The following is a 25,189-nucleotide window of genomic DNA, read 5'->3' as shown; positions in this document are numbered from 1 at the left end:
GCCGTCCTGGCCTTCGCCGGGATGGCGCCGTTCGAGCTCAGCTGCGTGGTCGAGGTCTTCGGCCTGCCGCGGCCCGAGCTCGACATCGACTGGTACGAGCTGTCCGTCTGCGCCGAGCGGCCCGATCCGCTCCCGGTCGTGGGGGGATTCAGCATCATGGCCGCGCATGGTCTCGACACGCTGGCAGCCGCCGACACCGTGATCATTCCGGGTGTTCCAGATGTACGCACAGAGCCGTCACCGGCGCTCACCACGGCCCTGCGTGCGGCGTACGCCCGAGGCGCCCGGTTGGTGTCGATCTGCTCGGGAGCGTTCGCCCTGGCCGGGGCGGGTGTGCTGGACCGGCGGCAGGCCACCACGCATTGGCGGTACGCCGGGCTGCTGGCCGAGCGGTATCCGCAGATCGACGTCACCCCCGACGTGCTCTATGTGGACAACGGATCGGTCCTGACCAGCGCCGGGAGTGCGGCCGGACTGGATCTGCTGCTGCACATCGTCCGCAGCGATCACGGGGCCGCCGTCGCCAACACCGTCGCCCGGCGGCTGGTGCTCCCGCCGCACCGCGACGGCGGACAGGCTCAGTTCATCGAGGTCGGCGTACGCGACGTGACCGACGACGACGGGATCGCCCGGGCGATGGCGTGGACGCTGGACCACCTTTCCGAACCGATCACGGTCGGCGCGATGGCCCGGCAGGCCCGCATGTCGGAGCGCAGTTTCCTGCGGAACTTCTCCCGGCAGACCGGCACGAGCCCGATCCGGTGGCTGATCGACCGGCGCGTGCAGGCCAGCCTTCCGCTGCTGGAGACCGGTGACGCCCCCATCGAGCAGGTCTCCGTGGCGGTCGGGTTCGACAGCCCGGTGACCTTCCGGCACCACTTCGGGCGTTCCATGCGGACCTCGCCGTCGGCCTATCGGCGAGCGTTCACGACCCGTTGATCATGAACCTATGGTTCCGCCCGACGGAGTGTCGGCACCCCAAGGTTCATGATCAACCCAGTGACCGCACACTCACCGACGGCGGCAGCCGCTCCGCGAGCACCACGCGCCCGCCCGCATCGCGCAAGGCGGTACGCGTACCCACCCGCCAGGAGTGGGCGAGCAGCAGGAGTGCGGCACTCGTGCCCGGGGCGATCTCGGCCACCACGTCGTCCAAGTCGACGTCGCGAATCAACCCGGCGACCGATTCGTCCAGCAGCACGATCTCTCCGCTGGTGGTCTTGGCGAGGATGAGCGCGTCGACGATCCGGAAGTCCTGCTCGGCGGCGATTCGGCGCAGCCTGGCGGTGAACTCGGCGCCGGGCTGTGGATCGGCGAACTCCAGGACGACGAATTCCATCGCGAACTCGACCGACTCCATCCCGGAATCGTAAATACTGCGGAATGTCCACTTAGCGGGAATTCAGCGATATATCTTCGCCTTATGAACGAGCGCAGCGCAATCCTGTCCACCTGGCGGCAGATGAGCCTGATCGGCGGCGTCGTCGCCATCCTGCTCGGCATCGTGCTGCTCATCTGGCCGGACCGGACCCTGCTCGTGCTGATCTCGCTGCTGGGCATCTGGCTGATCGTGCTCGGCATCGTCCGGCTCGCCGACGCCGTCACCGGCCGGGAACTCGGCGGCGCAAGCCGCGGCTTCCTGGCCCTGGCCGGGGCGATCTACGTCCTGGCCGGCATCGTCGTGCTGGCGAACCTCCACGCGTCGTTGAAGTTCGTCGCGCTACTCATCGGCCTCATCTGGATCTTCAGCGGAGTCAGCGAGATCATCGCCGGGTTCACCCGGGTACGCGGACGCGGCGCGAAGTTCGGCACGATCCTGCTCGGCCTGATCAACGTGGCGCTCGGTGTGGTCGTCCTGTTCTGGCCCGGCATCACGCTGATCGTGCTGGTCTGGATCACCGCGATCTGGTTGATCGTGCTCGGGCTCGTTCAGCTGTACATCGCGTGGCAGGCGGGGAAGGCGGCCAAGGAGGCCGACGACGACCCGGCGTACCACGTCATCGAGAACGGCTTCTGACCCGCGCAGCGTTGATCATGAACCTAGGGTTCCGCCCGGCGGCGTGTCGCACCCCTCAGGGCCGTGATCAGCTACGCGGCGTCGCCGCGTTGATCACGGCGAGGGGCGCGCCGACACGCCGCCCAGGGGAACCCTAGGTTCATGATCAACGCTGCGCGGCTAGGTAATCCCGGCTCGCGGCGTACGCCGCACTCACCCGCCGGCGCAGGCCCGCCGCGTCCCGGTACGCCCACGGGTTGTCGTCGCGGTCGTTGCCCTCCCCCACCGGCAGGATGTGCACGGAGACGCCGTCCGGCACGGCGGCCAGGTCCCGGGCGAGGCGAGCGCGGCGGCCGATCTCCATCGCGGTCTGCGCGACTTCCCATGGCCGCTGCGGCGGTGACAACGGCTTGTCCAGCCGCCCGACGTGGAGGGCGTAGATCTCCTGTGCGCCGAGTTCGACGGCGTGCGCGATCGGCAGCGAATTGACGATCCCGCCGTCGATGTAGTGCTCGCCGTCGAGATCCACCGGAGGCAGCAGACCCGGGACGGCGGCCGCCGCCATCACCGCCGGAAGCAGCGGCCCGGCGGAGAACCAGGATTCGGCCGCGCGCTCGACGCACACCGCACCCAGATGCAGGGGCACGCTCAGCTCGCCGAACTTGCCCGGCAGGACCTTCTCCAGCAACCGGCGCAACGGCAGCGGGGAGTGCAGGTGCGTACGCGTGGCGAACCGGCGAAGCTGCCGCGGGATGGACTCCCCGTACACCTCGCCCATCTCGGGCGCGGCCCAGAGGCGTACCAGTTGGTCGGTCGCGGCCGGGGTGGGATCGGCCGCGACCATCGCGCCGTTGATCGCCCCGATGGAGGTCGCCACGATCAGATCGGGCGTGATCTCGGCGCGGGACAGGGCTCGCAGCATGCCGACCTCGACCGCGCCCAGGACACCTCCGCCGCCCAGGACGAACGCCGTGCACCCCATAAAGATCACCGTACACGCAGGTGAGCGGCGCAAAGGCGAGCCCGGTAGAGTCGCCCGACGTGACCGACTTCCGCATCGGCGAGGCGGCCGAACTGCTCGGCGTGAGCGCCGACACGGTACGCCGTTGGGTCGACGCCGGTCGCCTCCCGGCGACCCGCGACCCGCAGGGCCACCGGATGATCCCCGGCCGGAGCCTGGCGGAGTTCGCCCGATCGCTCGGCGGCGACCCGGACCACCGGGCCGGGCAGTCGTCGGCGCGCAACCGGTTGCGGGGCATCGTCACATCGATCGTGAAGGACGCGGTGATGGCACAGGTCGACATCCAGGCCGGCCCGTTCCGGGTGGTCTCCCTGATGAGCCGGGAGGCCGTCGACGAACTCGGCCTCGAGGTCGGGTCGCTGGCGGTCGCGGTCGTCAAGTCCACAACGGTCGTCGTGGAGCGCGCGTGAAGCGGGCCGTCGCGGTCCTCGCCGCCCTGCTGACCGCTGCGAGCCTAGTGACGGGCTGCGGCAAGCCCGCGACCCCCGACCGGGACAACGGCGGCAAGATCACCGTGGTCGCCGATCCGGCGCTGGCTCCGATCCTCCAGCCGTTCGAGACGGCCTTCGAGCAGGCCAACCCGGGCACCGACGTCGTGATCGGGTACGCCGCCGGACGTCGTGCGACTTCTCAGTTGTCCGCGGTCGACGTGCTGGTCGCACCGGCCGCCACCATCGCCACCGTGCCGAAGAGCAGCCCGCAGTCACTGGGGCGTACGCAGCTCGTCGTGGCGGTCGAACCGGGCAATCCGCGGAAGATCGCCAAGCTGGCCGACCTCGCCCAGGCGAAGGTGGCGATCTGCCAAGCGGCGGTGCCCTGCGGAGATGTAGCCTACGAAGTGCTGAGCAAAGCAGGGGTCACCCTCGCGAAGCCCGTGGAGGTCGCCGACATCAAAGAGGCGATGGACAAGCTGACTCTGGGCAACGTCGAAGCCGCCCTGGTCTACCGCACTGATGCGCTCGCGGCGATCGGCCAGGTCGACTCGGTCGAGTTCGCAGAGTCGGCCGGAGCGGCCGAGGAGTTCCAGGTCACGACGTTGTCCGGCAGCCCCAATCCGGCCGGGGCGAAAGCCTTCCTCGATTTGCTCACGAGCGCCGACGCGCGTACGCGGTTCACCGAGGGCGGTTTCACCCAGTCGTCATGAGCCCGCGTCCGCGCGGATGCGTACGCCGCCGCGGTCGAACAGGAAGACGCGGTCGAGGTCGACCTCCACGGCGAACGCCTCACCCACCCCCGGCCGGGTGCCGGCCGGTACGCGTACGACCAGCTCGCCGAAGGGCTCTTCGAGATCGTCGAGCGGCTCTCGCTGGTGCGGCACCGGCCGACCGCCCGAGCGTTGCGCGTCCGGCGACGCGTACGCCGCGGGCACACCGACCAGCCCGGTGGCGACGTGGACGAGCATCTCCGCACCGAGGTCCTCGACGAACGAGACGGTCCCCCGCAGCACCGGGCCCTCGGCGTCCACCGGGACCGGGCGCAGCGCGTCGGTCCGCAGCGCGACCGTCACCCGATCGGTGTGGTGACCCGGCAGCGTCCGGTCGGAGTCCAGCGCCTGCTCGCCGAGGTCGAGGACCGAACTGCCCCGGCGATCGACGTAGACCGCGCCTTGGACCAGGGTCGTCCGGGCCGCCCCGACGAACCCGGCCACGAAGACGTCGGCGGGGTCGGAGCTGATCTGCTGCGGGGTGCCGATCTGGCGTACGCGGCCGCTCTCCAGCACGACGATCCGGTCGGCCAGGGCGAGCGCCTCCTGCTGGTCGTGCGTCACGTACAACGTCGTGACCCGCAGCCGGCGAGCCAGCCGCGCGATCTCCCGCCGCAGCTGGAGGCGCAGATGAGCGTCCACTTGTGACAGTGGTTCGTCGAGGAGGAAGGCGCGGGGATCCCGCACGATCGCCCGTGCGACCGCGACTCGCTGCCGCTGGCCGCCGGACAACTGCGCGGGCTTGCGTTCCAGCAGGTCGGCCACGCCGAAGTAGCCGGCGACCTGCTCGACCCGGCGCATGTCCTCGGCGAGCGACCCGCTGTGCGAGATCCGCAGCGGCATCGCGATGTTCTCGCGAGCGGTCAGATGCGGGTAGAGCGCGAAGTCCTGGAAGACCATGGCGACACCACGGTCGCGAGCGGACAGGTTGTTGGCCATCCGGTTGTCGATGACCACCTCGCCGCTGGTCGGCTCCTCGAGCCCGGCGATCATCCGCAGGATCGTCGACTTGCCGCACCCGGATGGTCCTAACACGACCATGAACTCCCCCGGGCCGACCGTCATCGACACCGCGTCCACCACCACGCGGCGTCCGTATGCCTTCGTCAGCGCCCGAGTCTCGATCAAAGCCCGCTCACCGTCTGATTGCCGGACTATTAACGCAGCAACATCGTGAACCCGGCGACGGCCCGGGTGCAAGTGGAGCTTGCCCCGGGCCGTCGATCAATTGCGAGATTTACGGGACCGGACTACAACGCCTGCCAAAGCGCCGGGACGTTGGGCGGCTCCCACCCGACCAGCGCGGTATGCGTCTGGAGGCATTGGTAGTTCTTGCCGCCGTAGGTCACCCGCGTGCCTGCGGTGTAGAGCGTGCCCGCAGTCCACGCCGGATAGCTGCCACTCGCCGTCGGCGAAGCGCTCGGACTCGCGCTCGGCGAGGTCGAAGCCGACGGCGAAGTCGTCCGCGACGGTGACGGTGAGGCCGACGCCGAAATGGACGGCGACGGTGAGGTCGTCCCGCCGGAGCAGGCTCCGTTGTCGGTCCACGGCTTGCCGTCCCCGGTGTTCAGGTCCGGCTGGTTGCCCTGGGTCCACCACTTGGCCGTGTACTGGTGGCCGTTGTAGGAGACCTTCGCCCCGCCGTTGTACGCCTGCGTCGCGACCCAGGCGGGTGCGGTGCACGCCCCGGTCGACGTCGACGGGCTCGCGCTGGCGCTCGTGCTCGTGCTCGCCGTCGGGCTGACCGAGGTGGTCGCGCTCGGCGAGGCCGGCGTACCGCCCCGGGCCCGGTCGACGCTGAGGGCGTACGTCGTCGTGCCGATCGTCAGCTTGTAGTTCGACGGCGACGCGATCGGCAGGACGTAGTTCAGGGTGAACTCCGCCGAGGCGCCCGGTGCGATCGAGAGGTAACTCGGGATCGTCACCGTTGCGTGATGGAAGTCGCCCTTCAGCCCGCCGATGTTGCTGCCGGTATGCCCGGCCGTCACCGACATGCTCCACCCCGACTGCTGGGACATGTTGCCCGGCGCGGAGGTGCCGTAGTCGAACTCCAGTTTCGAGCCGCCCGCGATGGTCACCGTCGAGTTGTTCTTGACGACCATCTCCGGGTTGATCGGGTAGTTCGCGTCGCCGAGCGCGAACCCGGTCAGCGAGATGTCCACGTCCAGGGTGGCCGTCGGCATCGCGGTGTTGGCCCGGGTCGCCCCGTACGCCGACGCCGTCTTGAACTTGTCGTAGGCGAGGTTGGTCAGGGTGTTGCCCATGAAGTACTCGCCCTTGGCCGAGTCGTACGCGTAGTCCCCGGCGAGCTCCCAGATCATCATCCCGCCGATGCCCTTGTTCACGATGTAGTCGGCCTTGGTGCCGATGGACTGCTCGTCCTCGGTCGACAGGAAGACCTTCTTCGTGTTGTTCCACAACCACGGCGCGACCAGGGCCGACGAGTAGTTGCGGGCGTACGTGCCGGTGATGGTGTCGTCGGGATCGGTCGCCGGAGTCAGCCCGTACGCCGCCAGGTAGTCCCCGGTGATCCCGTTCTCCAGGTTCTTCGCGTGCCACATCGGGTTGGAGCCGGCCGGCTCCTCCTTGCCGCTCGTGTCCAGATCGTGCCAGAGGTTGTCGATGCCGACCGCGCCGTCACCGCAGGGACTCTGCGTACCGGCCGGGCAGTTGGACGTCTTCGGCGCCTTGCCCCACAGGCCGTTGGTGCCGCCGGTGACGTTCCGGAAGCCCCGGGTGTAGTACGGGACGCCGAGGTTGATCCGTCCGGATTGGACGGCACCGCGGAAGTAGTGATACGCCCAGTCGGTGTTGAGATACCCGATGTTCTGGTACGCCCCGTAGACCCCGGCCGCCGCGAGCTCGGCGTCGTCACCGTTGTCGTAGAGGGCGGCATTCGGGCCGACGAACTGGTTCCATGCGCCGTGCAGGTCGTAGGACATGATGTTGATGTAGTCCAAGTACTGCGTGGTCTGGAACGCCTCCTCGCCGCGCAGCAGCCAGCCGGAGGCCGGTGCCGCCACGGTGAGCATGTAGTACTTGCCGTCGGCCGCCGCTGCGGTGTCGAGCTTCTCGCGCAGGGTCTTCATCAGCGTCTGGTACGACCGGTTGAGCCCGGCCCGGCGCGCGTTGGCCTGCGAGAAGTCGAGCGGGTTGCCGGCGTCGTTGTTGGACGTCGGGTACTCGTAGTCGATGTCGACGCCGTTGAAGCCGTAGGTCCGCAGGAAGGTCACGACCGAGTCGGCGAAGGTGGTGATGCCGGCGGTATTGATCGAGCCGTCCGCGTTGGTGGTCATCCGGTAGAAGCCGCCGGAGTCCACGCGGTTGCCGTTGTCGTCGAAGTACCCGCCGGTCTCGGCCCACCCCCCGACGCTGATCAGCGTCCTCACATTGGGGTTGGCCTTCTTGTACTTGTTCAGCAGGTTGAAGTGCCCGGTGTAGGAGTAGCCCGAGTCCATCTCGGCCCCGGCGACGCCCGGCCAGGTCATGTTGGTGGCGGCGTTGGCGGCCGCGGTCGGCGTACCGACGGAGATCTTGTTCGTGCCGTCGACGTGCGCGAAGGCGTAGTTGATGTGGGTGATCTTCGTCCACGGGATCTGGTTCACCAGGTACGCCGGCGTACCGTCCTTGCCTGTACGCCAGCCGGTGAAGTAGCCGATGATCCGGCGTGGATGGTCGGCACCCATCGATTCGCGCCCGTTGGTGTCGTACGCCGCGCAGTAGGGCACGGCAACGCCGGGCGTCGTGTAGAGGCCGTCGGGCCGGCAGGCGGCGTGGTCGGTGGCGGAGTGTGCGGTGCCCACGGCGGCGAGGGCGAGGCCGGTCGCGGCCAGCCCCGTGGTCAATGCCGTGATCAGGTGGAACAGGGGTCTTCTACGCATGAGGAGGCCTCCTGGGGGAGCCAGCAGCGGTTAACTGTTAGCAAACTTTGCTAAGAGTAGACACGCTGTGGCCCCGGTCACGCAAGAGACGTTCTCAGATATGGAAAAGAGAGAGCGGCGGGTGACGGCAGGCCAACCCCCTCGGCCCCACCGTCACCCGCCGCCACATGGGGAGGAGGAGTAACGCGCTGTGCGAACCGCGCTCGTGACGCGGCGCTTGATGTTAAGACGTCGAACCCAGCGTCACGGTTGTCGTCTTAGTGGCTCCATCCCGGATGTACGTCACGGTGATCTGCTCGCCCGGGTTGTGCGACCCGACCGCGTTCACCAGATCGTCGGCGTCGTTGACGACCGTGTCGCCGAACTTGGTGACTACGTCGCCCGCCTTCAGGCCGGCCTTCTCCGCCGCGCCGCCCGAGACGACCTCGGTGACCTTCGCCCCGCCGGACTCGTTGTCGCCCGCCTTGACGCCCAGGTACGGGTGGTTGACCTTCTCGCCCTTGATGAGCTGGTTGGCCACCGCCGACACCCGATCGCTCGAGATGGCGAAACCGATGCCGATGTTGCCCTCGCTGGATCCGTCGGTCGCGATCGACGAGTTGATCCCGACGACCTCGCCGTTCGTGTTGACCAGCGCACCACCGGAGTTGCCCGGGTTGATCGGCGCGTCGGTCTGGAGCAGGCCGGACATCGTGGTGTTCTGCACCGAGATCGTGCGGTCCTTGGCGCTGATGATGCCCTCGGTCACCGAGCCCTCCAGGCCCAGCGGGCTGCCGATCGCCAGCACGGTGTCACCCACGCGGACGTCGGTGGACTTGCCGAACTTCGCCGCGGTCAGCCCGGTCTTGTTCACCTTCACCACGGCCAGGTCGTACCGGGCGTCGGTGCCGACGATGGTGCCGGTGGTCTTGGTGCCGTCGGAGAAGCTCACCGTCACGGTGTTCCCCGAAGCGGTCGCGACGACGTGGTTGTTGGTCACGATGTAGCCGTCGGAGCTGAACACGACGCCGGAACCCTCGCCGGAGCTGGTCTTGATGGCGACCACGCTCGGCGTCACGTTCGCGGCGATGTCGGCCAGCGAAGACCGGTCGATCGCCGGAGCGGCGTTGACCGTGGTCGTGCTGACCGGGTTCTTGTCCACTACGGCCGCACCGACGACGCCACCGGCGACGGCCGAGCAGATCGCGATCACTCCGGCCGCCGCGACCCCCGCCACGACCTTCAGGAATGGGCGCGACTTCGGCGGCGTCGGCGCGGGGCCGAACGGCGAGCCCGGCGGCAGGTTCGAGCCGGGCGGCGTCCACATGGGACCGCTCGTCGGCGCGTTGTCCCGGCGCAGCGGGTCCGGGCCGTACGAGCCGGCCGGAGCACCGGCACCGACCGGAACGCCGGCGCCGACGACCACCGGCTGCGGCGCGGTGTCGTACGTGGGATAAGTCGGTGGCGCGTATGCCGGCTGCCCTGCGGGCGCGGCGGCCGGTGGGGCCGTCGCGGCCTGGTCCGCAGAGGGCTGCTCGGTCGTCACCGGACGCTCCGCCGACTCGGCGGCGCTCGCGAACGGGTTCGGATTCTGCCGGTCAGCCGGCTCGGGGTTGCTCTGCGGGTCGCTCATGTCAATGATTCTTCCGGATATTTCTTACTCTTATCTTGGCCGAACCTGAAACTACACTGTGAACCCGTCTGGCCACTTTCACGAAGTTTGTTCGGGTTCTTCATCATCGGTGACGTTCTCATCGAGCTCCACCAGCGGGAGGCGTACGCGGAAGGTCGCTCCCACGCCCGGCTGAGACTCCACCTCCACGGTGCCGTCATGTGCCGCGACCAGGGCCGCGACGATGGCCAGCCCCAATCCCGTACTCACCGTGCCGTCTGCTCGCCGGGTCCGGGCCGGGTCCGCCCGGTAGAACCGTTCGAACACGCGCTCCTGCTGCTCGGCGGTCAGCCCCGGGCCCCGGTCGTGGATCTCCACCACCGCGGTTCCGTTCGGCCCGTCGGCCATGTCACTGGCCAGGCGCACTATCACCGGCGTACCCGCCGGAGTGTGGGTCAAAGCGTTGCTCAGGAGATTGCCGATGACCTGCCGCAACCGCGCGTCGTCTCCGCGTACCACTAGATGCCCGGCGTCAGGCGCCGTGACCAGCGTGACCTGACGATCCGGCGCGACCACCCGGGCGGCCTCGACCGCCTCCGCGGCCAGGACCCGCAGCTCGATCGGCACGAGCTTGAGCGGCCGCTCGCGATCGAGCCGCGCGAGCAGCAGCAGGTCCTCGACCAGCAGGCCCATCCGCGCGGCCTCGTTCTCGATCCGCTGGACCACCTCGCCGGTCTGCTCGCGTGTGGTCACCGCGCCCTGGCGGTACAGCTCCGCGAAGCCGCGGATGGTCGTCAGCGGCGTCCGCAGCTCGTGCGAGGCGTCCGCGACGAACCGCCGCATCCGCTCCTCGGACCGGCGCGCACTCTGCTCGGCCGCCCGCGCGGACGCCTCGGAGGCGGCCTGCGCGGTGAACGCGGTCTCGATCTGCGCGAGCATCGTGTTCAACGACCGGGCCAGCGACCCGACCTCGGTCACGGGCCGCGGATTCTCCGGTTCTGGATCTGGTACGCGTTGCGACAAATCGCCGGCCGCGATGGCGCTGGCGGTCTTCTCGATTTGGGAAAGCGGCCGCATACTCCGGCGGATCAGCTCTGCGCCGATCGTCGCGGCGAACAACAGGACGGAGATTCCGCCGAAGAGGTTGATCGTGATCAGCCGCTGCACCGCGTGATCGATCTCGTACTGGGACTGACCGATCAGCTGGATCTGCCCGTTGTCGAGCTTCAGCGCGAATACCCGCCACCGCTTCGCGGAGCCCTTCGAATTGACCGTGAAGGGCTCGCCGAGCTCGGCCTGCACCTCGTCCACACTGGGCAGTGCAGGCAGATCGGAATCGCTGAAGACGTCGGAGATGCCCTCGGGGGGCAGCCACTTGCCGTCGAGCGACGTCGTCCCGTAGTAGATGGACGGGATCTGCAGCTTGCCGCCGTGCTCGTTGAACTGCTTGGCCGTGGCGTTCGACAGATTGATCAGCCCGCCGTCGAGATCGGAGAGCAGATAGCGGCGCAACGCCGTCACGCTCGCCACCGCGATCAGCGACATCGCGGCGACAAGCAGGGCGAGCACCGTCGCCATCAGCTTGACGCGCAACGGCTTGGTGCGGATGGGATGGCGAAACGCCGAGCCGGGCTTCATCCGGTCGTCACATCGCCGGCTTACGCAACACGTAGCCGACGCCCCGCAGAGTCTGGATGAGCCGCGGCTGCACCGTGTCGATCTTGCGGCGCAGGTAGGAGATGTAGGACTCGACGATGTTGTCGTCGCCCCGGAAGTCGTAATTCCAGACGTGGTCGAGGATCTGCGCCTTGGACAGCACCCGGTTCGGGTTGAGCATCAGGTAGCGCAGCAGCTTGAACTCGGTCGGCGAGAGCTGGACGAGCTTGCCCGCCCGGTAGACCTCGTGCGTCTCCTCGTCGAGGGTGAGGTCGGCGAAGGTCAGCTTCGGCGACGCGGGCTCGCCTGCCGTACGCCGGAGCACCGCCCGGATGCGGGCGGTCAGCTCCTCCAGGCTGAACGGCTTCGTCACGTAGTCGTCCCCGCCCAGCGTCAGGCCGCGTACCTTGTCCTCGGTCGCGTCCCGGGCGGTCAGGAACACCACCGGCGTACGCACGCCGTCCGCGCGCATCTGCCGGATCACCTCGAAGCCGTCGAGGTCGGGGAGCATGATGTCCAGCACCACCAGATCGGGCCGCTGCTCCTTGAACGCGGTCACACCGCCACTGCCGCTAGTCGCCGTACGCACCTCGAACCCGGCGAATCGCAGGCTCGCGCTGAGCAGTTCCACGATGTTGGGGTCGTCCTCGACGACGAGCAGCTTGGCCTCGACCTGGGCGGAGTTCATGACTCCATTCAACCCAGCGACACTGCGCGGTGGCTGCGCTTTGGCTGAGAGGAATCTGTAAGAATCTGAGAACCGGCTGTGCGCTGCTATCTCAGCAGCTCACGAAGGGTACGCAGGGTCGCATCGAGGGTGGCGGCCACCGCCTTCGCGGGTGCCGCTCCCGGCCGCGCCCGGGCGATGAGCGTACGCGCCTCGGCCGTGAACTCCTCCAGCTTCCGGAGCAGCGCCTCGTTCTCCGGCGACGACTCCTTCTTCGGCGTCACGCGTACGCCCGACTTCATCTGCCGGGTCTGTTCGCGCAGCTGCCGCCGGATGTCTGAGAGACCACCGGAGATCTGTGCCTGGATCTGGTCGGCGAGCCCGGACAGATCGGCCACCGACGACTGGATCTCCCGATCGATAGCGGCGATCTCGTCCGCCCGCTGCTCCAGTTCGGCCCGGCCGGACCCGGTCAGCGTGTACGCCATCCGGTTGCCTTCGGCGACTCGGCTGACCAGTCCTTCTTCCTCCAGCTTCGCCAGCCGGGGATAGATCGACCCGGCGCTGGGGGCATAGAGGCCCTGGAACCGTTCCTGCAGCAGCCGCATCAGTTCGTAGCCGTGCTTCGGCCCGTCCTCGAGCAGCTTGAGCAGGTACAGCCGGAGGCGGCCGTGGGAAAAGATCGGCGGCATTGCTCACTCCCCCGCGAGCAGGGCGATGCTGCCGCTGGTCGTCGTCGCGCTCAGTCTGCCACTGCCGTTGCCGAGCCGGCCGTGCGCACTGCCCGACCAGTGGACGCCCTGACGGTCCAGCGGGAACACCGTCGTGATCGAACCCGCCGTCGTATCGAGGCGTACGTCGAGATCGGCCTCGGCCGGGATGCGGATCGTGATCGACCCCGACGTCGTGTTCAGCCGCACATCGGCGGGGGTGGTCGAGTCGAGATCGCAGGTGATCGAGCCGGACGTCGTCGTCGCCTGTACGCGATCGGCCCCCGACTGCGCGACGGTGAGCGAGCCGGACACCGTCTCCATGACGAGTTCACCGGCGACGCCGAGCGCCTCCACCGGACCGGAGACCAACTTCGCCCGCGTACGCCCGGCGAGGCCGAGCAGGCTCACCCGGCCGGACGTCACGTCGACGTCAGTGGTGGTACGCAGCCCGGCGACGGACACCCGGCCCGACACCACGGTCACCGAGGCGATCGCCTCCGGCGGTACGGCCACCGTGATCTCGCAGTAGTACCGGCGATGGAACAGCCACCAGTAGACCGGCCAATGCTTGCGGGCCTCGTGGTGGATCTTGAGCCGGCCGGAATCGTGCTCGACGTTCACCGGCTTTTTCCCAGTGGACTTGATCTCCAGGCGAGCCGCGCCCGGTACGCCGACGATGCTGATCTTCCCCGTGACGAGGCTGACGTCAATCCGATCGACCTCGCCGTCCAGCTCGATCCGTTGCGGATCCTGCACCGTCCACTGCGCCACCGTCGCTCCCTCCACCCTGGGTCTTGGCCCTACCCGCCTGCGGACCGCTCGGGCTCGCCCCACCGGCCCGCTCGGCCTCACCCCACCGGCCCGCTCGGGCCACCCTATCGCAACTCGCGATATATCGCGACTCTCCGCGTTGACCCCCTCGCGTTGACCCCCTCGCGTTGATCATGAACCTAAGGTTCCCTTTTGCGGCGCGTCACCGCCCCCGCGGCCGTGATCAACGCAGCACCACCCCGCCCTCCAAGATCGTCGGCTTCCGACAATCATGGGCGTCTTAGTGCACTGATCGTCGGAAGCCGACGATCTTGGGGGCGGGGCCGACCACAACGAGCCGACGATCTCGGCGAGGCGGACCGTCCCGGAGTGACTGGCGGCCAGCTTGGGTGACCTCCATCGGCGGAGAACAGGCAAGTGCCGGTGGTCAGTGGTACTGGATTACGCCGCGCGTCCGCTTCGGAGTTGATCATGATGTTCGGGACGGGGACGCGCCGTAAAGGGGAACCTTAGGTTCATGATCAACGGGACAGGGCGGGGGTGGGGAGGGCCGCAGGAGTGGGGCGGCGAAGGCGGGTGAAGATCGGCGTCGCGGCGACGGTCGCCGACGCGGCTCGGGCCAGTACGCGGCGGTCTGCCCCCGGTTCCGGGAACAGGGGCGCAGCTGCCGAAACAGTGAGCGTCAGACCCTTCGCGCGGGCGAGGCGGCGTACCGAGGCGATCAGGGTTTCGTCGCCGACGAAGGCCGCTGCGGCACTGCGCTCCCCCGCGACGGAGAACGTCAAGGTCAGCGGGGTCACCGGGACTCCGGCGTCGATCGCCGCCTGGAAGAACGCCGGGCGCATCGGCACCGGGCAGGCACCACAGGTCGTGGTGGCCTCCGGGAACACCGCGACAGTCGCGCCCGCCCGCAGACCGGCCGCCGCTTCGGCGACTGCCGCCGGCAACTGCCGGGGACGGGCTCGATCCACGAAGACGGCGTGCTGCCGCCGGGCCAGCCGCCCGATGACCGGCCACTCGCCGACCTCTTTCTTGGCCACCAGGCGTACCCCGCCGGTCACCGCCATCAGGACGACTATGTCCACCCAGGACACATGGTTCGCGACCAGCAGACCGGGGCGGTGCTTTCCGCGTACCCGTAGATCGAGACCGAGCACCCGGAGCAGCGCCCGGGCCACCGCCTGGACCGTCGCGGGCCGGGCCGGGGCCACCGCGGCGAAAGCCAGGACGGCGGCCGCGCCCACCAGGCGCGCGACGTAGCGCAGGAAGCCCACCTGAGGGGTGTCCCCGGGCAGGCAATGCGGCCCGCAGCCGGCCTCCGGACGCCAGAAGCTCATGACGCACCGCCGAGGAAGTGCTTGAGATACCGCGGGTCCACGCGGTCGAGGCTGAGCAGGACGTAGAAGTCGGCGACCTGGAAGTCCGGGTCGTACGCGGGCTCGCCGCACACCCACGCGCCCAGCCGGAGATAGCCGCGGAGCAGGGGCGGAATGTTCGCACGGCCGAGCGGAGACTCCGTCGCCGGAACCGGTACGCGCGGCTCGACGCGCAGCTGCGGCGGCGACAGATGCTTCTGCACGGCCTCGCGGACGGCGGGCGCGTCAGCGATCGGGACCGAGGCGCATCCGCCCAGCCAGGAGTAGTTGTTGGCGGTGAGATAGCGGGCGATCCCCGCCCACATCAGGTTGATCACGGCACCGGTCCGGTGCTGTGGATCGACGCACGACCGCCCCGCCTCGACCAGACGATCCCGCAGGACGATCAGCCGGCTCATGTCGAACTCGGTCTCGCTGTAGCGGCGGCCCAGCCAGACCGCGCGCTGCGGCGGAAGCAGCCGATAGGTGCCGACCACCTCGCCGCTTCGGTCGTGCCGCACCACGAGGTGATCGCAGTACGCGTCGAACTCGTCGACGTCGAGTCCCGGCGTCGTGGAATGGAGGGTCGCACCGCACTCCTCGGCGAACACCCGGTACCGCAACCGCTGCGCGGCCTCGACGGTGGCGGCGTCAGTCGCGATGAGCGCCGAGTATCCGGTCGGCGCAACGGTGAGGATCTGTGTCATACGCCCTGTGTAAGGGCCCGGAACTGCGCAGACGTGTCGATGTTCCGCCAGCCGCGTGACATCCGGATGAACGCTGTCCGCTCATGCCTCGGCCCGCCGTTTTCGCTGCGGATCACGGATATCCATGCATCCGACCGCCCGGATCACATGCATTTCCGTGATCTGCAGCGAAAGGCGCGGGCGCGGGTGTGGCAGGCTCAGACGGTGATCGTCGCAGCGCGCTTCAACGGCCCGCCCACCTCGGGCAACGGCGGCTACACCGCCGGACTGTTCGCCACCGAGGCAGGAGCGGGCGGGCCGATGACGGTCACGCTCCGGCAACCGCCGCCGCTGGAGACGCCTCTCACCATCACACCGGGCGGCGAGCTGCTGGACGGCGACCGCCTGATCGCGACGATCCAAGCCGAGCCGGTGCAGCCCACCGCGCCGGATTGGGGCGATCCCACCGAAGCCGCTGCGTACGCCGGATTCACCGATCATCCCTTTCCGACTTGCTATGTCTGTGGACCCGCGAAATCGGACGGATTGCGGATCTTCCCGGGCCGGCTGCCCGATGGGCGTACGGCGGCGAACTGGACAATCCCGGACCAGGCCGGAAGAGAGACGGTCTGGGCCGCTTTGGACTGCCCCGGCGGCTGGGCGATCATCGCCCCGGGCCGCCCGTACGTGCTCGGCCGGATCACCGTCGCGATCGACGCGCTGCCGAATCCGGGCGACGACTGCGTGATCGTCGGCGAGTGCACCGGCGTCGAGGGGCGGAAGGGCTTCGTGCGTACGGGGCTGTTCGGGCCGGACCGCCGGCTCCTCGCGGCGGCGTCGGCGACGTGGATCACGGTGTGAACCGCGACACCCGTTGACCTCCGGGTGAACGTCCGCTAGGGCAGCGCGTAGCCTTGTAGACCGACTTCTGATTTCCCTACCAACCCGCGTGGAAGAGGGCGAGAGCGACCGTGTCGACGCAACACAGCTCGCAGGAAAACCCACTGGCCGACTTCGGTCCCAACGAGTGGATCGTCGAAGACATGTACCAGCGGTATCTGACCGATCCGGCGAGCGTGGATCCCGCGTGGCACGACTTCTTCGCCGACTACAAGCCCGGTGCCACGGCCGCTGCCGCGCCGGCTCCGGCCGCGCCGAAGGCCACGCCGGCTCAGGCTCCCGCTCCGGCCAAGCCCGCCGCCACGCCCGCTCCGGCAGCGCCGAAGGCGGCCAGCCCCGCTCCCGCGGCGAAGCCGGCAGCGCCCGCTCCCGTGCAGGCACAAGGCGTACCGGAGAAGAAGGAAGCCACCGTCGTCCCGCTGCGGGGCGTGGCCGCGAAGATCGTCCAGAACATGGACCAGTCGCTGACCGTGCCGACCGCGACCAGCGTGCGCGCGGTGCCGGCCAAGCTTCTCGCGGACAACCGCATCGTCATCAACAACCACCTCGCGCGCGGGCGCGGCGGCAAGGTCTCGTTCACGCACCTCATCGGGTACGCGTTGATCAAGGCGCTGGCCAAGCACCCCGAGATGAACAACTCGTACGCGGAGACCGCCGGTAAGCCGACGATGGTCGTGCCGCCGCAGGTGAACCTGGGCATCGCCATCGACCTGCAGAAGCCGGACGGCTCCCGCAACCTGGTCGTGCCGAGCATCAAGGGGTGCGAGCGACTGGACTTCCGGCAGTTCTGGCAGGCCTATGAGGACATCGTGCGCCGGGCCCGCCGCAACGAGCTGACCATGGACGACTACGCGGGCACGACGATCTCGCTGACCAATCCGGGCGGCATCGGCACCGTGCACTCGCAGCCGCGGCTGATGGCCGGGCAGGGCACCATCATCGGCGTCGGCGCGATGGAGTACCCCGCGCCGTTCGCCGGGATGAGCGACGCCCAGCTCGCCGAGATGGCGGTCAGCAAGATCATCACCTTGACCAGCACCTATGACCACCGGATCATCCAGGGCGCGCAGTCCGGCGAGTTCCTCAAGGTCATGCACGAGCTGCTGATCGGCGACGAGTTCTACGACGAGATCTTCACCTCGCTGCGCATCCCGTACGAGCCGGTCCGGTGGGTCCGCGACATCGCGCACACCTCCGAGGGACAGATCGACAAGGCCGCCCGCGTCGTCGAGCTCATCCGCGAATACCGCGTACGCGGTCACCTGATGGCCGACACGAACCCGCTGGAGTACGAGATCCGCCGGCACCCGGACCTCGACATCCGCGAGCACGGCCTGACCCTGTGGGACCTGGACCGGACGTTCGCCGTCGGCGGCTTCGCCGGCAAGGACAAGATGAAGCTGCGCGACATCCTGGGCGTGCTGCGCGACTCCTACTGCCGGCGTACCGGGGTGGAGTACATGCACATCCAGAGCCCGGAGGAGCGCAACTGGATCGCGTCCCGGGTCGAGCGCAAGTACACCAAGCCCTCCAAGGAGGAGCAGGCGCACGTCCTCAACCGGCTCAACGCCGCCGAGGCCTTCGAAACCTTCCTGGCCACCAAGTACGTCGGTCAGAAGCGGTTCTCGCTGGAGGGCGGCGAGTCGCTGATCCCGCTGCTCGACGAGGTCTTGCAGGCGTCCTCCGAGGGCGGCCTGGACGAGGTCGTCATCGGCATGGCCCACCGCGGCCGGCTGAACGTGCTCGCCAACATCGTCGGCAAGCCGTACGAGAAGATCTTCAACGAGTTCGAGGGCTTCATCGACCCGAAGACCACGCAGGGCTCCGGCGACGTGAAGTACCACCTGGGTATGACCGGGAAGTTCACCTCGCCCGACGGTCAGCACGGGGTCACGGTCTCGGTGACGGCCAACCCGTCGCACCTGGAGACGGTCGACCCGGTCCTGGAGGGCATCGTCCGGGCCAAGCAGGACCGCCTCGACCTGGGCAACGAAGGCTTCACCGTGCTGCCGGTCCTGGTGCACGGCGACGCCGCGTTCGCCGGTCAGGGCGTCGTCGCGGAGACGCTGAACCTGTCGCAGCTGCGGGGCTACCGCACCGGCGGCACCGTCCACATCGTCGTGAACAACCAGGTCGGCTTCACCACCGCTCCGGAGTACAGCCGGTCGTCGCTCTACAGCACCGATGTCGCCCGGATGATCCAGGCGCCGATCTTCCACGTGAACGGCGACGACCCGGAGGCGGTCGTCCGCGTCGCCCGGCTCGCCTTCGAGTATCGCGAGGCGTTCCGCAAGGACGTCGTCATCGACCTCGTCTGCTACCGCCGTCGCGGGCACAACGAGGGTGACGACCCGTCGATGACCAACCCGCTGATGTACCAGATCATCGACGCGAAGCGCTCGGTCCGGAAGCTCTACACCGAGGAGCTCATCGGTCGCGGTGACATCACCGTCGAGGAGGCCGAAGAGGCCCTGCGGGACTACCAGAACCAGCTGGAGACGGTGTTCAAGGCCACCCGCGACGCGCAGACCACCTCGTCGGCCCGGACGAGCCGCTCCCGCGAGGTGCAGCCCGAGCCGCAGGTGACCACCGCGATCAGCCCGGAGGTCGTCGCCGCGATCGGCGAGGCGCACACGAACCTGCCTGACGGGCTGGTCCCGCACAAGCGCGTACAGCAGCTGCTCGAGCGGCGGTCGAAGATGTCGGTCGCCGGCGACATCGACTGGGCCTTCGGCGAGATCCTGGCCTTCGGCTCGCTGCTGAACCAGGGCGTCACCGTACGCCTGGCCGGTCAGGACTCCCGCCGGGGCACCTTCGTCCAGCGGCACGCCGCCGTGGTGGACTCGCACGGTGGCGAGGACTATCTGCCGGTCACCCGGGTGGCGCAGGACAACGCGAAGTTCTACGTCCACGACTCCCTGCTCTCGGAGTACGCGGCCATGGGCTTCGAGTACGGCTACTCGGTGGAGAACCCGGACGCGCTGGTCATGTGGGAGGCGCAGTTCGGCGACTTCGTCAACGGCGCCCAGTCGGTGATCGACGAGTTCATCTCCTCCGGCGAGGCGAAGTGGGGCCAGAAGTCCTCGGTCGCGCTACTCCTGCCGCACGGCCACGAGGGCCAGGGTCCCGACCACACCTCGGGCCGCCCGGAGCGGTTCCTCCAGCTGTGCGCCGAGGACAACATGCGGGTCGTCATCGCCTCGACCCCGGCGAACTACTTCCACGCGCTGCGCCGGCAGGCGTTGTCGCCCAAGCGGAAGCCGCTGGTCGCCTTCACCCCGAAGTCGCTGCTGCGCAACAAGCTCTGCATCTCGCAGGTGGCCGACTTCACCTCCGGCACGTTCCAGCCGGTGATCGGGGAGGCGGGCGACATCCGGCCGGAGGCGGTCAAGCGAGTGCTGCTCTGCTCGGGAAAGGTCTACTACGACCTGGTCCAGGCTCGGGCCGAGCGCGGTGTCAGCGACACTGCGATCCTCCGGCTGGAGCAGCTCTATCCGCTGCCCGTCGACGAGGTCAAGGCGGAGCTCGCCAAGTACCCGAACGCGGTCGACTTCGCCTGGGTTCAGGAGGAGCCGGCCAACCAGGGTGCTTGGTCGTTCGTCGCGCTGAACCTGCTGGAGCACCTCGACGGCGTGAGCCTGCGGCGGATCTCCCGTCCGGCGGCGGCCGCCCCGGCGGTGGGCTCCACCAAGATGCACGACGTCGAGCAGGCTGCGCTGCTGGAAGCGGCGTTGCCGAAGGCGGCCTGATGTACTTCACCGACCGCGGCATCGAAGAACTCGTCGAACGGCGCGGCGACGAGTCGGTGGCCGTCGAGTGGCTCGCCGAGCGGTTGCGGGACTTCGTGGACGCCAACCCGGAGTTCGAGACCGCCGTCGAGCGCCTGGCAACCTACTTGGCGCGCTACGACGAGGACGACGACCTCTAGTTCCCTGCAGATCACGGTTATGCATGCTTCCGCCGCCCGGTGAGGCATGCGTAACCGTGATCTGCAGCCATCACAGTCCTCAGATACGGCGAACGCCCCGGGAGAATTCCCGGGGCGTCGTCAGTTCGCGGTTTTCGGCGGGTGCTCCGCTCAGAGGGCGCTGGCGCGTACGCGCAGCCCACCGCGGCGCTTCAGAGCGCGCCGCTCCTCTTCGCTCATCCCGCCCCAGACGCCGGCGTCCTGGCCCGACTCCATTGCCCACTGCAGGCACTGGTCGGTCACAGAACACCGCCGGCAGACCGCCTTCGCCTGCTCAACTTGGAGCAGCGCCGGGCCAGACGTCCCAATCGGGAAGAACAGCTCGGGGTCCTCGTCGCGGCAGATCGCACGGTGGCGCCAGTCCATGGCGGCAACACTCCTTGTTCCTGAAGTGGGTGTGGGTATCCCTGTATGCGTCCCGCGTACACGGCATGGTTAAACATGACCGTCAGTGACGGTCAGTTACCAATTCCGTGAGCGGTGAGCAGGCAGCGAGCGCTTGACTCGATACGCTTGTGAATACTTTCACGAACTCCCGCCATGTCAAGGGGGGTGAAGCGAAAAAAACCGGTCGGGTGAGCAAGCTCACGACCCATTTGTCCGGATCACCAGGAGTTACCCTGACCCCCGCGCACGACAGTCATCTGTGAATGTAGTACTCTCCGCGCCTCATTACTAGTATTTCCGACTCGTGTCATATGTGTGGGACTGCCACCGACGGTCGTTTCGACCGACGTGTCCGTCAGCAGACAACTCGAAGCGCATCCGGCACCGCGGTGAACCGGACTTGCTCGCGTTCTCCGAGGTAGTCCCCGTCAAGTTGAAACGCCTGGGGCGTACCGGAAGTGACGGTGAACCCGGCGAGGTCGTGATGACGGAGGACCTGCCGGCCGCGCGGCTCGCCGTCGGTGGCCAGAATCTGCGCCACGGTACGCACGGTCGACGGCACCCGCAGGACGCGCAGCGCCATCACGTCGAGCCCGAGATCGAAGGAGGCGTCCGGGTTCGGATGCACCGGCCGATCCCCCAGGAAGGTCCACGGCGCGGTGTTCTGCACGATGATCGAGGCGAGGCGCCCCTCGTCGGGCTCGCCGGGCAACTCCAGCGTCAGCTCGGCCGGATGCCGTTCGAGGAAGTACTCCCCGAGGGTCGAGCGCAGATAGAGCCCGGGAGTCGAACGGCGGCCCTTGCGGCGCGCCCGCTCCACCCGGCGGGTGACGGCCGCATCGAGCCCCAGACCCGCGCAGAAGGTGAAGTACCGGTCGTCGGCCAGTCCGAGCCCGATCGTCCGGCTGCGGCCCTCTCGGAGCGCCTGCAGCAGCACTCCCGTCGCCTCGGACCACTCCCGCGGGAGGCCCAGCGCGCGTACGAAGACGTTGGTGGACCCACCCGGCACCACCGCGAGCGCCGGCCGCTTCTCCGGCGGCCCGGCCATGAGGCCGTTGACCACCTCGTTCACGGTCCCGTCGCCACCGAGCGCCACGACCAGCTCGATCCCCGCCTCCGCGGCCTGCTGCGCGAGGTGCCCGGCGTGCCCGCGCCGCCGGGTGTAGCCCAGCTCCAGCTCGAGCTCGCTACGGAGCGCACCGTGGATGACGTCGCGGCTGCGCGCGCTGGTGGTGGTCGCCTTCGGGTTGACGATGAGGAGGGCCCGCATGGGGCGCAATCTACCGGGCCTACGCTTGAGGCCATGACCACACCGGCCGTCACCGACACGGGTACGCCCACCGCGACGCCGCCGACCGTGCGTGCCGCGGTCGCGCTGCTGTCCGCGCAGGCGATCGCCGCCGCCGCGATCACGATCTTCCTGGTCTACGAAGACCTCACCGTCGGCGGAGCGAGTCAGCGGCTCGCGTGGGGTGTGACCGGCGTCGCCGTGCTCATCGGCGCGTTGCTGGCGCTGCTGGCCCGATCGGTCGGCAAGCACCGCCGCTGGGCCCGGGACATCGCCGTCGCGCTGGACCTGACCTTCCTCGCTCCGGCGTACTACATGATCGTCGGCGAACTCGCCTGGCTCGGGGTGATCGTCGGGCTGATCTGCCTGGCGACGATCGCCGCGCTGGTCTCGCCGCCGACCAACCGCGCGGTCGGCGAGGCGGGCCTGTCCCTGTAGCCCGCGTTCGGGTCAGCCGCTGAAGCGCTGGCTGACCATGCGGATGGTCGCCTCGTTCGCCGCCAGCTCGGCGGTGGCCTGCGCGGTCAGCGAGGTCAGCACGTGCCACGGCCAGCTCGTCGGGCTGGGCAGCCGGGCGCCGTCCTTGACGGGGGCGGCGATGGAGATCACCAGCTGCTCCGCGCCGATCTCGAACCGGCACGTCAGCTCGGCGTCGGGCGGCGTGATCACCAGCAGCATCGCGCACGCCTCGTCGACGGCGATGCGGAGGTCCTCGATGCGTTCGAGGGTGTAGTGGAGGCGTGCGGCGAGCCCGGCCGTGGCCGTACGCAGAACGCTGAGGTAGCCGCCGTCGGCGGGCACCACAAGGGTGACGACGTCGTCATGGACGTTCGTCTCGTCGTATGCGTCGCTCAGCGGCAAGGAGCCTCCCCCCGGGGAGGGACTTTAGCCGAAAGCGGGTGGCCGTGTATTCCACGACCACCCGCCCCCGCTGTCGATCAGGCCTGCTTGGTCTCCCAGAAGATCTTCGAGATCTCCTCGATCTTCGCCAGGAGCTGCTCGGCCGTGGCCGGGTCGGCCGAGCCCTTCGCGCCGCTCGCCCCGGCCAGCTTGGTGGCCTCGTTGAAGAGCTGGTGCAGCTGCGGGTACTTCTCGAAGTGCGGAGCCTTGAAGTAGTCGGTCCACAGCACCCACAGGTGGTGCTTCACCAGCTCGGCGCGCTGCTCCTTGATGATCAGCGCCCGGGTCCGGAACTCCGGATCGGTGTTGCCCTGATACTTCTCGCAGATCGCCTTGACGGACTCCGCCTCGATGCGGGCCTGAGCCGGGTCGTACACGCCGCACGGCAGGTCGCAGTGGGCGCTGGCGACGGTGGCCGGCGTGAGGAAACGCGGCATGCGGAAGCGCATGAGATCCTCCAGATAGGTCTGTGCAGCTTGCGTTGCAATCTTGACCCTACTCTCGGATTCAAACACGGTGGAAGGCGGTGGCGTGGCGTGTTCGGGTGGTGGCCGGTGCTGGTGTCCGGCCCTTCGATGGCCCCCACGTTGCGCTCCGGGGACGCGATTCTGGCCCGCCGGGGCGGGCGGGGCGTACGCCCCGGTGACGTGGTCGTCGCCCGGTTCCCGGCCCGCCCCGACATCGGCCTGGTCGTCAAACGCGCCGTACGCCGCGCGGGCGACGGATGGTGGATCGAGGGTGACAACGCCTTCGTCACCGACGACTCGCGGGCGTACGGGGTCGCCCTGGTGGAGGCCCGGGTCGTCGCCCGCTACTGGCCTCGGCCCCGACTGGTCGGCCGCCCGGGGCACTGAACTACACTGGCGTCCCTCGGCCTCTCCGGCACCTCGGAAACTGCCCAGTTCGCGACGCGTGCGGGTCATCCCCGATCGCCCCTTCCTCGGGTAACCTCCCGTTCGTAGCCCGCCGAGTCCGGTCAGTGCACCCGTTCGACGACCGCCGCCCGGCATTGTGAAGTTCTCTCTGGGAGCCCAATCGTGGAAGATCCCGTCTTCGCCCGGCACCGCGGCGGCAAAATGGCCGTGGCGAGCACCGTTCCGCTTTCCAGCCGGGAGGACCTCTCCCTGGCCTACACCCCCGGCGTGGCTCAGGTGTGCGAGGCGATCGCCGCCGACCCGGCCCTGACCCGGGAGCTCACCTGGGTCGGCCACACCGTAGCGGTGGTGACCGACGGATCGGCGGTCCTCGGCCTCGGCAACATCGGCCCGCGCGCGGCGATGCCCGTCATGGAGGGCAAGGCCGTCCTGTTCAAGCAGTTCGGCGGGGTGGACGCGGTGCCGGTGTGCCTCGACACCCAGGACACCGAGGAGATCATCGCGGTCGTCAAGGCGCTCGCGCCCTCGTTCGGCGGCATCAACCTGGAGGACATCGCCGCGCCGCGCTGCTTCGAGATCGAGCGACGCCTCGACGCCGAGCTGCCGATCCCGGTCTTCCACGACGATCAGCACGGCACCGCCATCGTGGTGCTGGCCGCTCTGCGCAACGCGGCCCGGCTGCTCGGCCGCGACCTCGGTGACCTCCGCGTCGCCGTCTCCGGGGCGGGCGCCGCCGGCATCGCGGTAACGAAGATGCTGATCGCAGGCGGGGTCGACGCCGGCCGGGTGATCGTCTGCGACTCCAAGGGCACCCTGTACGCGAGCCGCCCCGACCTCGCGCTGGGCTCGGAGAAGGCGGGGCTGGCCGCGATCACCAACGCTCGCCACGTCGCCAACGGCATCGAGGCCGCCCTCGCCGGGGCGGACGTGCTGATCGGGGTGTCCGGCGGGCAGATCGCCGAGTCGGCCGTCGCCGCGATGGCCCCCGACTCGATGATCTTCGCGCTGGCCAACCCGACCCCGGAGGTGCCGCCCGCCATCGCGGGCAAGTACGCCGCCGTCGTCGCGACCGGCCGCAGCGATTTCCCCAACCAGATCAACAACGTGCTGGCGTTCCCCGGGATCTTCCGGGGCGCGCTCGACTCCGGGGCGCAGCGGATCACCGAGGCCATGAAGCTGGCCGCGGCCGACGCCATCGCCGGGATCGTCGCCGACGACCTGCGGGCCGACCAGATCGTGCCGAGTCCGCTGGATCCGCGGGTGGCTCCCGCCGTCGCGGCCGCCGTCATCGCCGCCGCCTGACGCCCTTCCCGCGTGCTGGATCAGGGTTC

25 protein-coding genes are annotated in these 25,189 nt (G+C 68.9%); 10 read left to right on the top strand and 15 right to left on the bottom strand.

Annotated elements, in window-relative coordinates; genetic code table 11:
* Positions 1-939 (top strand): helix-turn-helix domain-containing protein (locus HOV77_RS26185; protein ID WP_290866127.1); only part of this gene is annotated, 939 nt, incomplete at its 5' end.
* 52 nt (positions 940-991) lie between these two features.
* Here the strand turns inward: HOV77_RS26185 and HOV77_RS26180 are convergent.
* Entirely contained in the window at positions 992-1,360 is a 369-nt protein-coding gene (locus HOV77_RS26180) for a hypothetical protein (RefSeq protein ID WP_290866125.1), read from the bottom strand.
* 63 nt (positions 1,361-1,423) lie between these two features.
* Between HOV77_RS26180 and HOV77_RS26175 the strand changes: the two genes are divergently transcribed.
* A complete protein-coding gene (locus tag HOV77_RS26175) occupies positions 1,424-2,017 on the top strand; it encodes a DUF308 domain-containing protein (RefSeq protein ID WP_290866124.1) in 594 nt (197 codons plus the stop codon).
* 145 nt (positions 2,018-2,162) lie between these two features.
* Here HOV77_RS26175 and HOV77_RS26170 read toward each other — a convergent pair whose 3' ends face one another.
* On the bottom strand, positions 2,163-2,978 hold the full coding sequence (locus HOV77_RS26170) for a patatin-like phospholipase family protein (RefSeq protein WP_290866122.1): 816 nt from the start codon (positions 2,976-2,978) through the stop codon (positions 2,163-2,165).
* 59 nt (positions 2,979-3,037) lie between these two features.
* On the opposite strand from HOV77_RS26170, the gene HOV77_RS26165 reads away from it, so the two are divergent.
* Together HOV77_RS26165 and HOV77_RS26160 are read left to right on the top strand one after the other, a co-directional pair.
* Positions 3,038-3,427, top strand: coding sequence for a helix-turn-helix domain-containing protein (locus HOV77_RS26165; protein WP_290866120.1), 390 nt, complete (start codon positions 3,038-3,040; stop codon positions 3,425-3,427).
* Entirely contained in the window at positions 3,424-4,161 is a 738-nt protein-coding gene (locus HOV77_RS26160) for an extracellular solute-binding protein (RefSeq protein WP_290866118.1), read from the top strand. Before HOV77_RS26165 ends, HOV77_RS26160 begins: the two co-directional genes overlap by 4 nt.
* On the opposite strand, the gene HOV77_RS26155 is transcribed toward HOV77_RS26160, so the two are convergent.
* From HOV77_RS26155 to HOV77_RS26115, 9 genes are all read right to left on the bottom strand, one after another.
* Complete coding sequence (locus HOV77_RS26155; protein ID WP_290866116.1) at positions 4,156-5,349, bottom strand: ABC transporter ATP-binding protein; 1,194 nt, start codon at positions 5,347-5,349, stop codon at positions 4,156-4,158. The genes HOV77_RS26160 and HOV77_RS26155 overlap by 6 nt on opposite strands.
* Before the next feature lie 122 nt (positions 5,350-5,471).
* Positions 5,472-8,102, bottom strand: a complete 2,631-nt coding sequence (locus HOV77_RS26150; RefSeq protein ID WP_290866115.1) for a glycosyl hydrolase family 18 protein — start codon at positions 8,100-8,102, stop codon at positions 5,472-5,474.
* Between the two features lie 223 nt (positions 8,103-8,325).
* Positions 8,326-9,714: a trypsin-like peptidase domain-containing protein gene (locus HOV77_RS26145; protein WP_290866113.1), complete on the bottom strand. Its 1,389-nt coding sequence runs from the start codon at positions 9,712-9,714 to the stop codon at positions 8,326-8,328.
* A gap of 78 nt (positions 9,715-9,792) precedes the next feature.
* Positions 9,793-11,331: a HAMP domain-containing sensor histidine kinase gene (locus tag HOV77_RS26140; RefSeq protein WP_290866111.1), complete on the bottom strand. Its 1,539-nt coding sequence runs from the start codon at positions 11,329-11,331 to the stop codon at positions 9,793-9,795.
* A 7-nt stretch (positions 11,332-11,338) separates the two neighbouring features.
* A complete protein-coding gene (locus HOV77_RS26135) occupies positions 11,339-12,037 on the bottom strand; it encodes a response regulator transcription factor (RefSeq protein ID WP_290866109.1) in 699 nt (232 codons plus the stop codon).
* An 86-nt stretch (positions 12,038-12,123) separates the two neighbouring features.
* Complete coding sequence (locus HOV77_RS26130; protein WP_290866107.1) at positions 12,124-12,708, bottom strand: PadR family transcriptional regulator; 585 nt, start codon at positions 12,706-12,708, stop codon at positions 12,124-12,126.
* 3 nt (positions 12,709-12,711) lie between these two features.
* Complete coding sequence (locus tag HOV77_RS26125) at positions 12,712-13,500, bottom strand: DUF4097 family beta strand repeat-containing protein (RefSeq protein ID WP_290866106.1); 789 nt, start codon at positions 13,498-13,500, stop codon at positions 12,712-12,714.
* 521 nt (positions 13,501-14,021) lie between these two features.
* On the bottom strand, positions 14,022-14,837 hold the full coding sequence (locus tag HOV77_RS26120; RefSeq protein WP_290866104.1) for a lysophospholipid acyltransferase family protein: 816 nt from the start codon (positions 14,835-14,837) through the stop codon (positions 14,022-14,024).
* Positions 14,834-15,562: a GNAT family N-acyltransferase gene (locus tag HOV77_RS26115; protein WP_290866102.1), complete on the bottom strand. Its 729-nt coding sequence runs from the start codon at positions 15,560-15,562 to the stop codon at positions 14,834-14,836. Before HOV77_RS26115 ends, HOV77_RS26120 begins: the two co-directional genes overlap by 4 nt.
* Positions 15,563-15,766: 204 nt before the next feature.
* Here HOV77_RS26115 and HOV77_RS26110 point away from each other — a divergent pair, with 204 nt between their 5' ends.
* From HOV77_RS26110 to HOV77_RS26100, 3 genes are all read left to right on the top strand, one after another.
* Positions 15,767-16,402, top strand: a complete 636-nt coding sequence (locus HOV77_RS26110; protein ID WP_290866100.1) for a hypothetical protein — start codon at positions 15,767-15,769, stop codon at positions 16,400-16,402.
* Positions 16,403-16,512: 110 nt separating this feature from the next.
* Positions 16,513-20,190, top strand: coding sequence for a multifunctional oxoglutarate decarboxylase/oxoglutarate dehydrogenase thiamine pyrophosphate-binding subunit/dihydrolipoyllysine-residue succinyltransferase subunit (locus HOV77_RS26105; RefSeq protein WP_290866098.1), 3,678 nt, complete (start codon positions 16,513-16,515; stop codon positions 20,188-20,190).
* Positions 20,190-20,369, top strand: coding sequence for a DUF6104 family protein (locus HOV77_RS26100; RefSeq protein WP_290866096.1), 180 nt, complete (start codon positions 20,190-20,192; stop codon positions 20,367-20,369). Before HOV77_RS26105 ends, HOV77_RS26100 begins: the two co-directional genes overlap by 1 nt.
* A 150-nt stretch (positions 20,370-20,519) precedes the next feature.
* On the opposite strand, the gene HOV77_RS26095 is transcribed toward HOV77_RS26100, so the two are convergent.
* Both HOV77_RS26095 and HOV77_RS26090 read right to left on the bottom strand, forming a co-directional pair.
* Entirely contained in the window at positions 20,520-20,774 is a 255-nt protein-coding gene (locus HOV77_RS26095) for a WhiB family transcriptional regulator (protein ID WP_290866094.1), read from the bottom strand.
* Between the two features lie 376 nt (positions 20,775-21,150).
* Positions 21,151-22,065 (bottom strand): diacylglycerol kinase family protein, encoded by a 915-nt coding sequence (locus HOV77_RS26090; RefSeq protein WP_290866092.1) that lies wholly within the window; start codon positions 22,063-22,065, stop codon positions 21,151-21,153.
* Between the two features lie 33 nt (positions 22,066-22,098).
* On the opposite strand from HOV77_RS26090, the gene HOV77_RS26085 reads away from it, so the two are divergent.
* Positions 22,099-22,521 carry a hypothetical protein gene (locus HOV77_RS26085; protein ID WP_290866090.1) on the top strand — a complete coding sequence of 141 codons (423 nt, stop codon included), beginning with the start codon at positions 22,099-22,101 and terminating at the stop codon, positions 22,519-22,521.
* Positions 22,522-22,533: 12 nt separating this feature from the next.
* Here the strand turns inward: HOV77_RS26085 and HOV77_RS26080 are convergent, their stop codons facing one another.
* Positions 22,534-22,938 (bottom strand): anti-sigma regulatory factor, encoded by a 405-nt coding sequence (locus HOV77_RS26080; protein ID WP_290866143.1) that lies wholly within the window; start codon positions 22,936-22,938, stop codon positions 22,534-22,536.
* Between the two features lie 83 nt (positions 22,939-23,021).
* On the bottom strand, positions 23,022-23,432 hold the full coding sequence (gene sodN / locus HOV77_RS26075) for a superoxide dismutase, Ni (protein WP_290866089.1): 411 nt from the start codon (positions 23,430-23,432) through the stop codon (positions 23,022-23,024).
* A gap of 87 nt (positions 23,433-23,519) precedes the next feature.
* Here sodN and HOV77_RS26070 point away from each other — a divergent pair, with 87 nt between their 5' ends.
* Positions 23,520-23,837, top strand: a complete 318-nt coding sequence (locus tag HOV77_RS26070; RefSeq protein WP_290866087.1) for a S26 family signal peptidase — start codon at positions 23,520-23,522, stop codon at positions 23,835-23,837.
* A gap of 222 nt (positions 23,838-24,059) precedes the next feature.
* Complete coding sequence (locus HOV77_RS26065) at positions 24,060-25,160, top strand: NADP-dependent malic enzyme (protein WP_290866141.1); 1,101 nt, start codon at positions 24,060-24,062, stop codon at positions 25,158-25,160.
* Positions 25,161-25,189 lie beyond the last annotated feature (29 nt).

The sequence above is a fragment of the Hamadaea sp. genome, from assembly GCF_013362815.1.
Lineage (GTDB): Bacteria > Actinomycetota > Actinomycetes > Mycobacteriales > Micromonosporaceae > Hamadaea.
The sequence above is the reverse complement of the archived record's forward strand: the minus strand, read 5'-3'. Positions and strand labels throughout refer to the sequence as shown.

What these genes read in the sequence shown, in the direction of transcription:
- HOV77_RS26180 (WP_290866125.1), bottom strand. Translation starts at nt 1,360, where the DNA reads ATGGAGTCGGTCGAGTTCGCGATGGAATTCGTCGTCCTGGAGTTCGCC.
- HOV77_RS26175 (WP_290866124.1), top strand. Translation starts at nt 1,424, where the DNA reads ATGAACGAGCGCAGCGCAATCCTGTCCACCTGGCGGCAGATGAGCCTG.
- HOV77_RS26170 (WP_290866122.1), bottom strand. Translation starts at nt 2,978, where the DNA reads ATGGGGTGCACGGCGTTCGTCCTGGGCGGCGGAGGTGTCCTGGGCGCG.
- HOV77_RS26150 (WP_290866115.1), bottom strand. Translation starts at nt 8,102, where the DNA reads ATGCGTAGAAGACCCCTGTTCCACCTGATCACGGCATTGACCACGGGG.
- HOV77_RS26145 (WP_290866113.1), bottom strand. Translation starts at nt 9,714, where the DNA reads ATGAGCGACCCGCAGAGCAACCCCGAGCCGGCTGACCGGCAGAATCCG.
- HOV77_RS26140 (WP_290866111.1), bottom strand. Translation starts at nt 11,331, where the DNA reads ATGAAGCCCGGCTCGGCGTTTCGCCATCCCATCCGCACCAAGCCGTTG.
- HOV77_RS26135 (WP_290866109.1), bottom strand. Translation starts at nt 12,037, where the DNA reads ATGAACTCCGCCCAGGTCGAGGCCAAGCTGCTCGTCGTCGAGGACGAC.
- HOV77_RS26130 (WP_290866107.1), bottom strand. Translation starts at nt 12,708, where the DNA reads ATGCCGCCGATCTTTTCCCACGGCCGCCTCCGGCTGTACCTGCTCAAG.
- HOV77_RS26120 (WP_290866104.1), bottom strand. Translation starts at nt 14,837, where the DNA reads ATGAGCTTCTGGCGTCCGGAGGCCGGCTGCGGGCCGCATTGCCTGCCC.
- HOV77_RS26115 (WP_290866102.1), bottom strand. Translation starts at nt 15,562, where the DNA reads ATGACACAGATCCTCACCGTTGCGCCGACCGGATACTCGGCGCTCATC.
- HOV77_RS26100 (WP_290866096.1), top strand. Translation starts at nt 20,190, where the DNA reads ATGTACTTCACCGACCGCGGCATCGAAGAACTCGTCGAACGGCGCGGC.
- HOV77_RS26095 (WP_290866094.1), bottom strand. Translation starts at nt 20,774, where the DNA reads ATGGACTGGCGCCACCGTGCGATCTGCCGCGACGAGGACCCCGAGCTG.
- HOV77_RS26090 (WP_290866092.1), bottom strand. Translation starts at nt 22,065, where the DNA reads ATGCGGGCCCTCCTCATCGTCAACCCGAAGGCGACCACCACCAGCGCG.
- HOV77_RS26085 (WP_290866090.1), top strand. Translation starts at nt 22,099, where the DNA reads ATGACCACACCGGCCGTCACCGACACGGGTACGCCCACCGCGACGCCG.
- sodN (WP_290866089.1), bottom strand. Translation starts at nt 23,432, where the DNA reads ATGCGCTTCCGCATGCCGCGTTTCCTCACGCCGGCCACCGTCGCCAGC.
- HOV77_RS26065 (WP_290866141.1), top strand. Translation starts at nt 24,060, where the DNA reads ATGGCCGTGGCGAGCACCGTTCCGCTTTCCAGCCGGGAGGACCTCTCC.